Raw genomic sequence first — 12,732 nt, forward strand, 5'->3', positions numbered from 1 at the left:
GCTCGGCTTTCTGGTTGAAAAGCAGCCGAGCATGGGTTCGGCTCTACAGTAGATCCACGCCATGCGAGGATGAGCTGCCCGAGGTGCCGACCAAGGTCGGCACCCACCATGACAGACCTGTCATTACTTCCCCAGCGTGACCTCATCCAGCACCCACATCGCCGGGCGCGTATCGCCGGTGAAGTTGATGCACAGGTCACCCGTGCCCTGGGTGTCCTTCGGCAGCGTGGCCTTCAGCGTCACGAAGCCATCGGCATCGGGCTTGGCCGGCAACGCTACTTCAGCCAGCACCTTGCCGCTGCAGTCGCCACGACGCACCTGCATCTCGCCATGCGCGCGCTTGGCCTTCTCGAAACGGCGCTTGGGTTCGTCGTGGGCCAGCTGGAAGTAGTACGGGATGCGACCTGCACGCACTTCCACGCTGCCGATGCCGTCCAGCTGCGCCTGCGGCCAGCGCCAGCACGGCTGGAAGATGTCCACGTTGAACACCGCACGGGGGCCCTCGCGTGGGCCATCGTCTTCCAGGCGCAGCACCAGCCCCTTCTTGCCCACGCAGCTGAGCAGTTCATCGCTGCGGCGGCTGAGCAGCGATTGTGCGCTGAAGTTCGCGACCGTCGGCTTCGCGGCCAGCATCTGGCCCTGGTAGAACGCGGCCGCCTGCACGTTGGCGGGCAGCGTTTCGGTCAGCGGCTGCTGATACAACGGTGACTGTGCGGTCACCGGCTGGCCATCGGTGCTGTAGCGCACTTCATAGCCCAGCGGATTGGCCAGCGACACGGTCACCGTGTTCTTCGCGCGATCATCGGTGTAGTCCACGCCTACTTCGAACGGAGTCTGCGCATAGGCCAGGCCCCAGGCGCGGTAGCGCTGCAGCTGCGCTGGCAGGCGTGCGAGGAAATCGCGGAAGTCGCGATGTTCCGGTGTGCTCCAGCCTGTCTCGGCCACGGCGGCCAGGCGCGGGAACAGGTTGTGCTGCAGGCGTGCATAGCTGCGCGTGTGTTCGGTGAACATGTTGGCCTGCAGGCCGAGGATGTGCCCGCGCTTGTCGGCGGCCAGTTCGGCCGGCACCGGCTCGAAGTTGTAGAGCTTGCCAAGGTTGACCTGGGTCGGGCGGCCGGGCGGTTCGTTCGGTGAGGCCGTCTGCAGGTAGTCCAGGTACAGGTAGCCGACCGGCGACATGATCACGTCATGCCCGGCGCTGGCCGCAGCGAGGCCACCTTCGGTGCCCTGCCACGACATCACCGTGGCCTGCGGTGGCAGACCCCCTTCGAGGATCTCATCCCAGCCGATCAGGCGCCGGTCGTGTTCCTCCAGGAACGTCTCCAGGCGCTTGATGATGTGGCTCTGCATGGCCATTTCATTCTTGATGCCCAGCGCACGCATGCGCTGCTGCACCTGCTTCGAGGCTTCCCACTGGTCCTTGACCGCCTCGTCGCCGCCCACGTGCACGTACTTGGCCGGGAACAGTTCGATCACTTCCTCCAGGACGTTCTCGAGGAAGGTGACGGTGCTGTCTTCCACGTTGAACAGGTTCGGGAACACGCCCCATTCGCTGATCGGCTTCAGCGGGGCATTGATCGAACCCAGTTCCGGATACGCGGCGATCGCTGCGGTCGCGTGCCCCGGCACATCGATTTCCGGAATCACCTGGATATGCAGCTTCGCGGCATAGGCGATCACCTCGCGGATCTGGTCCTGCGTGTAGAAGCCGCAGTACGGGTGCTCCTGGCCGCTGGCCGGATCGATGCCGCCATCGCCGGCCGGGAGGCGGCAGCTGCCCACTTCGGTCAGCTTCGGGTAGCGCTTGATCTCCATGCGCCAGCCCTGGTCATCGGTGAGGTGCCAGTGGAAGGTGTTGAGCTTGTGCGCAGCCATTGCGTCGAGCACGCGCTTGATCTCGTCCAGGCTCTGGAAATGCCGTGCCGAGTCGAGCATGAAACCGCGCCAGCTGAAGCGCGGCGCATCCTGGATCTGCACCGCTGGCAGCATCCCATTGCTGCCGCCGGTGGCGAGCTGGGCGAGCGTGGTCGCGCCATAGAACAGGCCGGTTTCGTTGCCAGCCTGGATCACCACGCCCTGCGCGGTGCTGTCCAGCGTGTAACCCTCACCGCTGTCGCGGAAGGTGGGCACGATCTGGAAGCGGATGCTGCCGGCCCTGGCTGCAGCCTTGCCCTTGGCCAGGACCAGGCGCGGCCCACCACTGCGGGCCAGCAGGTCCGCGAACTGGGCAGCGACGCGCTGTGCGGCCTCGCCTTCGGCGTGCAGCACGGTATCGGCGCGCACGGTGATGCCGCTGCCCTGGCCGGCCTGCACGTTGCCGGGGGCGGGAATCAGCATCAGGCTGCCGGCGCGCAGCTGCGGACCGGGCGCTTCAGCGGCCGGCGTGGGATCGGCGGCGAGTGCCGGCAGTGCCGGCAACAGAGCGAGCAGGCTGCCCAGCAGCACTGCGCTGCGCATCCGGGCGCGGGAAGGCTTGACCATCGGAACGACTCCTTGGAACGGTGCGATGAACGCTATACATGAAAAACGCCGGGCCCGGAATGACCCAGGCCCGGCGTGCGTGCACGACTCGGCGATGTTGCCGCCGCTGGATCAGTACTTGAAGCGGAAGTTGAGGTAGTACTGGCGACCGTTGCTGTAGAACGAGGTCGGGATGGCCGCGGTCTGGTAATACTTGTAGGTCGGGTTGTTGAGGTTCAGCGCATCGAAGCTGATGCTCAGCCAGTCGGTGGCCTTGTAGCTCAGCGATGCCGACAGCGTGCCGAAGTCATCCTGGTAGTACGGGTTGGCACCGGACAGGCCGATCAGGAACGACGAGCGGCGGGTGTAGCTGACGCGTGCACCGAAGGTGTCGTTCTCGAAGTAGGCACCCACGTTGTAGGTGTTCTTCGAAGTGCCCAGCAGGTTGTCGGTTCCATCGGCCCAGGTGTGTTCGGTGCTGCCATCGGCGTAGGTGTAGTTGGCGTTGACGCCGAAGTACTCGCCGATCGGCTGCTCGTAGGCCACTTCGATACCGCGAACCTTGCCGTCGGCGTTCTTCGGACGCGAGATGTCGTACTCTTCGAGCCGGTTGGTCAGCTCGCTGAACAGCATCTGCTTCTCGGTGCTGAAGGCCACGTAGTCCTTCAGGCGCATCGAGTACGCACCGACCGACAGCATGCCGCGCGGCATGAAGTACCACTCCAGGTTGGCGTCGAAGTTGGTCGAAATCACCGGCTTCAGCTTCGGATTGCCGCCGCCACCGGTGCGGTTCAGATCCGAGCCGTACGAAGACGCACCCAGTGCGGAGTAGTCGGGCAGGGTCTGGGTCTGCGAGGCGGCCAGGCGCAGCACCAGGTCGTCACGCAGGTCGTACTTGAAGTTGGCGCTCGGCAGCACGCGGTTGTGCTTGTTCTCGAAGGCTTCGCGGGTCCAGGCACCGAACAGGCTCTTCACGTCCGGCACGGTCGAGCCCATGGCGGTGGCGTAGGTATCGATGTCCTGCTTGATGTTGACGTAGCGCAGGCCGACGTTGCCGCTCCAGCGATCGCCGCTGAAGTTGCCCTGCACGTAGGCGGCGAAGTTCTTTTCGGTCACCTTCCATTCGGCGCCATAGTTGTGGCGGCCATCCGGACCGTCATTGCCCGACAGCCATTCGGAGTTGTTGGTCACCGCGTCCTTCAGGGCGGCCGGGGTGTAGTACCACAGGTTGCGCGGGAAGCTGCCGCCGATGCTGCTGGCGAAACCACCCGGATAGTTCGCGGTCGCGCTGCCACGCAGCGCATCCCAGATGTTGCCCGGGGTTGCGCCTTCCGGCGACTTGGCCTCGCGCTTGTGGTCGGCATAGCGGGCACCGAAATCGATCGAGCTCAGCACGCCGGCGTTGAAGTACTGGCTGAAGTCAACGTTGGCCCACTTTTCCTTGTCGATCGCGGTGACCTGCTGGTTGCCCCAGGTGCCATTCCAGCTGGCGCCGGCCGGGGTGAGGTCGCCGCCGACATTCCAGTCGATCGGCGAGCTGTTGCCATGGGTGCTCCAGCTGGCACCGCCACCCTTGGCGCTCAGCAGTTCGGCGATGTACTGGCGCGGGGTCTCACCGGTACCCTTGGTGGTACCAGCCTGGAACTTGGCAGTCAGGTTCTCGCTGACCTGCCAATCGGCATCCAATGTGATGTAGTTGGTCTTGGCCGTCGATTCGCGGTAGATCATGTCGTACACCGCGTAGTTGGTGTCCGGCATGCCCTTGTAGCTGGCCTGGGTCAGTACGCCGTCCTTCACCACATAGCCCGGATCAGGCGCCTGCGACTTGGCGAAGCTGTTGCCGTACATCATGAAGTTGCGGTTGTAGTTGTTGGCTTCCAGTTTGGAGCTGAAGCCGCTGAGCACGAAGCTCAGGTCGTCGGTCGGTTTGAACTGCAGCGAGACCAGGCCGCCGGTACGCTTGCGGGTCTGTTCGAACAGGGTCGAGCCGAGCAGGCCCGGAACATTGACGCCGATCAGGTCCGGATTGGTCTTGGCCACCGGATCGCCTGCGCCGATCTTGAAGAAGCCACCCGGGATTTCCTGCGCTTCGCGGCGCAGCTCGCGCTTCTGGCTGAAGGCCTGCAGCATCACACCGAAGGTGCCTTCGTCGTTCTTGTAGTTGAACAAGGCCGACAGCTGCGGGTCGTTCGACTTGGCCTGGTCCGAACGCACCATGCCGATGGAGCCTTCCGCAGTGAACTGCTTGGAGAATTCCAGCGGCTTGCGGGTGATGATGTTGACGGTACCGGTGGTGCCGCCGTCCTGCAGCTTGGCCTGCGAGGACTTGTTCACTTCCACCGAGCTGACCAGTTCCGACGGCAGCAGCGAGTAGCTGACGCTGCGGCCGACGTTGTTGCCCTGGCTGAGCACGAACCAGTCGGCCGAGCCGACGGTGTGGCCGTTGATCAGGGTCTGGGTCAGGCTCGGGCTGGTGCCGCGCAGGCTGACACGGTCGGCTTCATCGAAGCCGCCTTCGTCGGCGCTGGACGAGCTGATGTTGACGCCCGGCAGGCGCTGCAGGGTGTCGGCGACGTTGTGCGCGGGCAGCTTGCCCACGTCTTCGGCGGTGACCACTTCCACGCGTGCGTTCGCTTCGCGCTTGGTGTCCAGCGATTTTTCCATCGAACCACGGATGCCGGTGACCTGCACGGTGTCCAGGTCGGTGGCGGTCTGGGAGGCCTGCTGCGCGTGCGCACTGAAGGCGATGCAGCTGACGATGGCGGCCGAAAGCAGGGTCTTGCGGGTGTTCATGATGTCTCTCCTCATCACTCGATTGGATGCCGGCGGCGGTGTTCGATTACGGTTGCGAAGACATGCGCGGGGCGGCGGCGAAGTCCCGTGCGTTGGCGTGCCACGTACTGCGTGCTGCGATTGCGTTGAAGCCTGTTGCGGTGTCAGGCGGCCGACTGCTGCTGCAGGTACCAGCTGGCAGCGCCGACCACGCCCAGCTGGCCGTGTTCGACGACCTTCACCGGGATGCGTGCCAGCGCTTCGCCCATCGGCCCCTTCTGCAGGTAGCGTTCGACGAAGGTGCTGGCATGCAGGTATTCGCGGATCTGCGGCAGGATGCCGCCGGCCAGGTAGACGCCACCGTGGGCGCCGTAGAACAGCGCCATGTCGCCGATGGTGCTGCCGAGCAGGCCGCAGAACACATCCAGCGCCTGGCGCGCGTGCACGTCGGTATCGGCCATGGCCGCGGCAGTGACTGCATCGGGGCTGGCCAGGGTCGGTGCCTGCCCCTGCAGCGCGCACACCGCGCGGTACAGGTTCATCAGGCCCGGGCCGGAGATCGCGTGTTCGATCGACACGTGGGCGCGGTCGCGCTGCATGTGGCGGACGATGGCCATTTCCAGTTCGGTGCTGGCCGCCAGGGTCGGCTGGCCGGCTTCGGTCGGCAGGACCACCGGACCGTGCGCGGTGGGAATCCACAGCGCGGCGCCGAGGCCGGTGCCGGGGCCGACCACCAGGGTCGGGCCACGCGCAGCGGTGTCCGGCCCGCACAGGTGCAGCACGCCGCTGGCGTCCACCTGCGCGGCGGCATAGGCCACCGCTTCGAAGTCATTGACGATGTAGACCCGCTGCAGGCCGACGTCTGCTTCCACCTGGCGCGCCGACAGCGGCCACGGCAGGTTGGCGGTGATCACCGTGCCGTCCTCGCGGGCGTAGCCGGCGCTGGCAACCACGCAATGCGTGGGCCGCGGGCCTTCGCCAAGGAAGTCGGACAGGATCGCGCTGAGGCCGGCATGGTCGGCATTGCGGTACTTGCGGTACTCCAGCACCTGCACCGGGTGGGCGGCATCACCGCTGGCCTGGACCCGGGCCACGCGCACATGGGTGCCACCGACGTCGGCGGCCAGGAACGAGGGCGCGACTCGGGACAGGACATGGGCCGGGGCGGGGTGGCTGGCGGTCACGCGGGCTCCTGCTGCAGGTGGGGCCGGACCCGGGATCGGGGGCGGCGATTGGGGCGGAGTCTGTAACCCCGCTGACAACGATGTCAACGAGTTCGTGACACTTTCGTTGCTGCGTCGCAACGAATGCGACATGCAGTAAACGTTTACATGGCGTGAGCTTGGGTTTCACGCGGGAACCGTTGCTGCAAGGGGCTCAAGGGCTGTGGCGCATTCAGCACACGGCGCTGTGATCGGGTTGCGCAGTGCAGCACGAGGTTCACGGGGCTGCGCATGGAAGTTGACAAACCGCGGTTGTCCATCGAAAGAATGTGACAACGTTGTTCCCAGCCACTCTCCGACGCCGCGTTCTGCGGCCGTCGCCGCAGGAGCCCTCCTGATGTCCGCCGTCCCCGCTGCAAGCGCGCGCCCGAACGTGGCCACCTCCATCGCCATCGTTGGCGTGTTGTTCTTCCTGATCGGCTTCTTCACCTGGCTCAACGGCCCGCTGATCACCTTCGTCAAGCTCGCCTTCGAACTCAGCGAGGTTGGTGCCTTCCTGGTGCTGATGGTGTTCTACCTGTCCTACTTCTTCCTGGCCCTGCCGGCATCGTGGATCCTGCGCCGCACCGGCATGAAGAAGGGCCTGAGCCTGAGCCTGCTGGTGATGGCCGGTGGTGCTGCGTTGTTCGGTGAGTTCGCCACCCAGCGCTGGTACCCGGGCGCGCTTGGCGGCCTGTTCGTGATCGGCAGTGGCCTGGCCCTGCTGCAGACCGCGATCAACCCCTACATCTCCATCCTCGGCCCGATCGAGACGGCGGCACGCCGCATCGCGCTGATGGGCATCTGCAACAAGATCGCCGGCATGCTCGCCCCGGTGCTGATCGGTACCGTGGTGCTGCATGGCATCGGTGATCTGTCGGCCACGGTGGCCGCTGCCGATGAAGCCACCAAGGCGCAGTTGTTGAACGAATTCGCCGCCAAGATCCATGCGCCGTACCTGGCGATGGCCGGCCTGCTGGTGCTGCTGGCGGTGGCCGTGCTGTTCTCGCCGCTGCCGGAAATCAAGTCGTCCGAAGCCAACGCTACGCCGGTGGCGGCCGGTGCCGCCGAACGCCGCAGCATCTTCCAGTTCCCGCACCTGTGGCTGGGCGTGTTGTGCCTGTTCGTCTACGTGGGCGTGGAGGTGATGGCCGGTGATGCGATCGGTACCTACGGCCATGGTTTCGACCTGCCGCTGGACCAGACCAAGATGTTCACCTCGCTCACGCTGGGCGCGATGCTGGTCGGCTATGTGGTCGGCCTGCTGCTGATTCCCAAGGTGGTCTCGCAGTCGCGCTACCTGACCATTTCAGCGGTGCTGGGCGTGGTGTTCTGCCTCGGCGCCTGGGCCACCCACGGCTACGTGTCAGTGGCCTTCGTGGCCCTGCTGGGCTTCGCCAACGCGATGATGTGGCCGGCGATCTTCCCGCTGGCGATCCGCGGCCTGGGCCGCTTCACCGAGACCGGCTCGGCCTTGCTGGTGATGGGTATTGCCGGTGGCGCGATCATTCCGCAGCTGTTCGCCGTGCTCAAGCAGCACATCGACTTCCAGCTGGTGTTCGTGCTGCTGATGGTGCCGTGCTACCTGTACATCCTGTTCTACTCGGTGATCGGCCACCGCGCCGGCCTGCCGCAGGAGCGCTGATCGGCGATGATGGACGGCAGCCAACCCCAGGGAAAACCCATGCGCAGAGCGACCATCAAGGACGTTGCGGAAAAGGCCAAGGTCTCGCTGAAGACGGTCTCGCGGGTGATCAACAACGAGCCTTCGGTGATGCAGGCCACCCGTGCGCGGGTGCTGCGTGCCATCGCCGAACTCGATTACGAGCCCGATCCGTCCGCGCGCAACCTGCGCAGCGGCACCACCTTCGTGATCGGGCTGGTCTACGACAACCCGAACCCGTACCACATCATCGGCGTGCAGAACGGCGTGCTCGCTGCCTGCCGCGAGACCGGCTTCGGCCTGCAGATCCATCCCTGTGATTCCAGCTCGCCGCTGCTGGCCGATGAACTGGCCGACTGGGTGCAGCGTTCGCGCCTGGCCGGGCTGGTGCTGACCGCGCCGATGTCCGAACGCCGCGACCTGATCCAGGCACTGACCGCGCGCGGCATCAAGCTGGTGCGCATCATTGCCGCCACCGAAGACCCGGCCGACGGTGCCTGCGTGTTCGTCGACGACCGCGAGGCCGCCTACGAGATCACCGAGCACCTGATCCAGCTGGGTCACCAGCGCATCGGCTTCCTCTGGGGCGGCATCTCGCACCGCTCCTCGGGCGAGCGTTATGCCGGTTACGAAGCTGCGCTGAAGGACTACGGCATGACCGTGGACAAGCACCTGGTGGTGCAGGGCGACTACACCTTCGACGATGGTTTCCGTGGCGCGCGCCGCCTGCTGGCGCTGCGCGAGCCGCCCACCGCCATCTTCGGATCCAACGACGAAATCGCCGCCGGTGTGCTGGCCGCCGCGAAGTCGGCGGGCATGAACGTGCCGTACGACCTGTCCATCGCCGGTTTCGAGGACAGCCCGTTCTCGCGCCAGTCGTGGCCGCCGCTGACCACCGCCAAGCAGGCCACCGAGGACATTGCCCGCCATGCCGCGCGCCTGCTGATCGCACAGCTGCGCAGCGACGCCTACGACGATGCGCCGGCACCGCTGCACAACCAGGGCTTCGTGCCGCAGCTGGTGGTGCGCGGCTCGACCGCGCCGATGCGCCCAGCCGGCGCACGCCCCCTTCCTTCCGATCCTGCCTGAGCCTGCCATGTCGCTGTCAGACCCCACGTCCACCCTGATGTTCGCCGAGGCCGCTGAAGCGGCCGACGTGGTCGCGCGCCAGTTCTCGCGCAACCACGCCACCATGGAAACCCTGGCCGCCAGCCTGCGCGCCGCGCCGCCGCCGTTCGTGGTCACCTGCGCCCGCGGCAGTTCCGACCATGCCGCCACCTATGGCAAGTACCTGCTGGAAACCCAGCTGGGCCTGGTGGTCGCATCGGCCTCGCCGTCGGTGGGGTCGGTCTATGCCGCACCGCTGCAGCTGCGTGGCGCGCTGTTCATCGTCATCTCGCAGTCGGGCAAGAGCCCGGACCTGCTGCGCAACGCGGAAGCTGCCAAGGCCGCCGGCGCGCGCGTGATCGCGCTGGTCAACGTCGAGGATTCGCCGCTGGCGCAGCTGGCCGACACGGTCATTCCACTGCACGCTGGTGCCGAAAAGAGCGTGGCGGCGACCAAGAGCTACCTGGCGTCGCTGGCCGCGCTGCTGCAGCTGGCTGCCTATTGGAAGCAGGACAGCAGCCTGCGTGCCGCGCTGGACCTGCTGCCGGACGCGATGCGTGAGGCCTGGCAGTGCGACTGGACGTCGGTGACCGAGGGCCTGGTCGATGCCACCAACCTGTTCGTACTCGGCCGCGGCCTGGGCCTGGGCGCGGCGCAGGAAGCCGCGCTGAAGTTCAAGGAAACCTGCAGCCTGCACGCTGAGGCCTACAGCTCGGCCGAGGTCAAGCATGGCCCGATGGCGCTGGTTGATCGTGGTTTCCCGGTGCTGGCCTTCGCCCAGCCGGATGAGACCGGCGCCGGTACCCGCGCGGTGGTCGATGAGTTCACCGCACGTGGCGCGCAGGTGTGGATGGCCGGTGCCGGTGGCAATCTGCCGGTGGCCGCCGCGCCGCATCCGCTGTGCGCACCGCTGCTGACCGTGCAGAGCTTCTACCGCGCGATCAACGCGTTGGCGCTGCGTCGTGGCTTCAATCCGGACCTGCCGCCGCACCTGAACAAGGTTACGGAGACGGTGTGATGGCAACGGTCCTGCGCAACGCCCGCATCCTTGCCGGCGATGAATTCCGAGACGATCTGGCGGTGGTGATCGAGGGCGGTCGCATCAGCGCGCTGCTGCCTGACGCTGCACCGCAGCTCGGCCAGGCCGCCGAGCAGGTGGACCTGGGCGGTGGCTGGCTGCTGCCCGGTTTCATCGATGTGCAGGTCAACGGTGGTGGCGGTGCGCTGTTCAACAACACGCCGGACGTGGCGGCACTGCGCACCATCGCGCAGGCGCACCGTCGCTTCGGCACCACCGCAATGCTGCCAACGCTGATCAGCGATGACGTGGCGGTGATGCGTGAAGCCATCGGTGCGATGCGCGAGGCGATCGCGCAGGGCGTGCCAGGCGTGATCGGCATCCATCTGGAAGGACCGTACATCGCGCCGGCGCGCAAGGGCACGCACGATGCCAGCAAGTTCCGCGTGCCCGACGAAGAGGAGATCGCACTGGCCGCATCGCTCGACAACGGCGTGACCCTGCTGACGCTGGCGCCTGAGCGCGTGCCGCTGGAGACGATCCGTGCGCTGGTCGAGCGCGGCGTGATCGTTGCCGCCGGCCACACGGCAGGCACCTACGAGGAGATCCGCGAGGGTCTGGATGCCGGCGTGCGCGGCTTCACCCACCTGTACAACGCGATGTCGCCGCTGCAGGGGCGTGAGCCCGGCGCGGTGGGCGCTGCGCTGGAAGACCGCGACAGCTGGATCGGCATCATCGTCGATGGCGTGCATGTGCATCCGGCCAGCCTGCGCGTGGCGCTGGCGGCCAAGCCGCGCGGTCGCCTGCTGCTGGTGACCGATGCGATGCCGCCGGTCGGTGCCGACGATCCCAGCTACGTGCTGTATGGCGAAACCATCACCGCCATCGACGGTGTGGTGCGCAACGCTGCCGGTTCGTTGGCGGGTTCGGCGCTGGACATGGCCACCGCCGTGCGCAATACCGTGCAGCTGCTCGGCCAACCGCTGGCCGAAGCCGCACGCATGGCCTCGACCTATCCGGCGCAGTTCCTCAACGTCGACGACCGCCTCGGGCACATCGCCGAGGGTTACCAGGCCGACCTGGTGCTGCTGGATGACACCCTGCAGGTGCGTGGTACCTGGATTGCCGGACAGTACGAGGCCGCCTGATGAATAGTATGCCGCCGCGCCGCCTGGGCTCGATCGATGCCCTGCGCGGCATCACCGTGGCGGCAATGCTGCTGGTCAACAACCCGGGTGACTGGAGCGCGGTGTTCGCGCCGCTGCGCCATTCGGAATGGCATGGCTGCACGCCCACCGATCTGGTGTTCCCGTTCTTCCTGTTCCTGGTGGGCGTGTCGATGGCCTTCAGCGTGGCGCCACGCGCGCTGGACACGGCGGCGCGACCCGCGTTGGCGCGCGGCGTTCTGGAGCGCGCACTGCGCATCCTGGTGGCCGGTGCGTTGCTGCACCTGCTGATCTGGTGGGTGTTGCATACTCCTCACTTCCGCATCTGGGGCGTGCTGCAGCGGATCGCGGTATGCGCGGCGCTGGTGGGCGTACTGGCGGTGTATGCGCGTCCGCGCGCACAGGCGGCCGTACTGGTCAGTCTGCTGGTGGGGTATACCGTGCTGCTGCTGGGCGTCGGCGATCTGGCGCCGTGGACCAATCCGGCCAGTCGTCTGGATACCACGCTGTTCGCACCGTGGATCTACCAGTGGCATGCCGATACCGGGCTCGGACATGACCCGGAAGGATTGCTGAGTACGCTGGGCGCGCTGGCCAGCACGGTGCTCGGCCTGCTTGCCGGTGGCCTGCTGCGCAACGGGCGTTCGGCGGCATTGGCCGGGCTGGGCGTGGCGACCGCTGTGCTCGGCCTGTTGCTGGCCATCGTGTTGCCGCTGAACAAACAGCTGTGGACGCCCAGCTACGTGCTGTGGACCGGCGGCCTGGCCGCGCTGGCGCTGTGGCTGGGCCACATGCTGATCGACCAGAAGGGCTGGCCGGCGCTGGGCCGTCGCTTCGGTGTCAACGCGATCACCGCGTACCTGGGGGCATCGGTGATGTCGGTGGTGCTGATGGCGACCGGCGCCTGGGGCTGGATCTGGCAGCAGCTGGCCAACGCGATGCCGCAGTCGCTGGAACTGGCGTCGATGCTGCAGGCGCTGGTGTTCGTCGCGCTGTGGTGGGGCGTGGCGTGGTGGCTGGACCGGCGGAAGATCTATCTGAAGATCTGACCCCCGGCGGCGCGCCATATCCACGCATGGCGTGGATCTACCGGGCGAGAGGCGAACGCGATGCAGGCGGAATGGTCAATAGATCCACGCCATGCGTGGATGCTCTCCGCGTGGCTTGCGATCGCCGCCTTGATGAACGGTTTCAGCCACGTAGAGGCGAGGTGATGCCCGATCAAGTTCGCATCTGAACTGTGATAACGGGCACTCAATTTCACCTATCGAAACCATTCACCACACGGCAGACTGCCTTCGCAGTACCGCATATCCGCAGTTCCTGATCCCCTGTCCAGGAGTG

Annotated in this window: 8 protein-coding genes; 5 read left to right on the top strand and 3 right to left on the bottom strand. The window is 66.4% G+C overall.

Annotated features, from left to right (window positions below; translation table 11 throughout):
* Positions 1-123 precede the first annotated feature (123 nt).
* From VPH47_RS03010 to VPH47_RS03020, 3 genes are all read right to left on the bottom strand, one after another.
* Positions 124-2,481, bottom strand: coding sequence for a beta-N-acetylhexosaminidase (locus VPH47_RS03010; protein WP_368850085.1), 2,358 nt, complete (start codon positions 2,479-2,481; stop codon positions 124-126).
* Between the two features lie 111 nt (positions 2,482-2,592).
* A complete protein-coding gene (locus VPH47_RS03015; protein ID WP_368850086.1) occupies positions 2,593-5,253 on the bottom strand; it encodes a TonB-dependent receptor in 2,661 nt (886 codons plus the stop codon).
* Positions 5,254-5,396: 143 nt separating this feature from the next.
* Positions 5,397-6,416, bottom strand: coding sequence for a glucokinase family protein (locus VPH47_RS03020; protein ID WP_164162137.1), 1,020 nt, complete (start codon positions 6,414-6,416; stop codon positions 5,397-5,399).
* Positions 6,417-6,792: 376 nt separating this feature from the next.
* Here VPH47_RS03020 and VPH47_RS03025 point away from each other — a divergent pair, with 376 nt between their 5' ends.
* The 5 genes from VPH47_RS03025 to VPH47_RS03045 are packed head-to-tail and all read left to right on the top strand — an operon-like array spanning position 6,793 to position 12,437.
* Positions 6,793-8,079 (top strand): sugar MFS transporter, encoded by a 1,287-nt coding sequence (locus VPH47_RS03025; RefSeq protein WP_110713702.1) that lies wholly within the window; start codon positions 6,793-6,795, stop codon positions 8,077-8,079.
* A gap of 39 nt (positions 8,080-8,118) precedes the next feature.
* Complete coding sequence (locus tag VPH47_RS03030) at positions 8,119-9,186, top strand: LacI family DNA-binding transcriptional regulator (RefSeq protein ID WP_006391719.1); 1,068 nt, start codon at positions 8,119-8,121, stop codon at positions 9,184-9,186.
* A gap of 7 nt (positions 9,187-9,193) precedes the next feature.
* A complete protein-coding gene (locus tag VPH47_RS03035; protein WP_110713700.1) occupies positions 9,194-10,222 on the top strand; it encodes an SIS domain-containing protein in 1,029 nt (342 codons plus the stop codon).
* Positions 10,222-11,370 (top strand): N-acetylglucosamine-6-phosphate deacetylase, encoded by a 1,149-nt coding sequence (gene nagA, locus VPH47_RS03040; protein ID WP_110713698.1) that lies wholly within the window; start codon positions 10,222-10,224, stop codon positions 11,368-11,370. Before VPH47_RS03035 ends, nagA begins: the two co-directional genes overlap by 1 nt.
* Positions 11,370-12,437: an acyltransferase family protein gene (locus tag VPH47_RS03045; protein ID WP_368850087.1), complete on the top strand. Its 1,068-nt coding sequence runs from the start codon at positions 11,370-11,372 to the stop codon at positions 12,435-12,437. Before nagA ends, VPH47_RS03045 begins: the two co-directional genes overlap by 1 nt.
* Positions 12,438-12,732: the final 295 nt, after the last annotated feature.

The sequence above is a fragment of the Stenotrophomonas sp. WED208 genome, from assembly GCF_040984485.1.
GTDB lineage: Bacteria > Pseudomonadota > Gammaproteobacteria > Xanthomonadales > Xanthomonadaceae > Stenotrophomonas > Stenotrophomonas riyadhensis.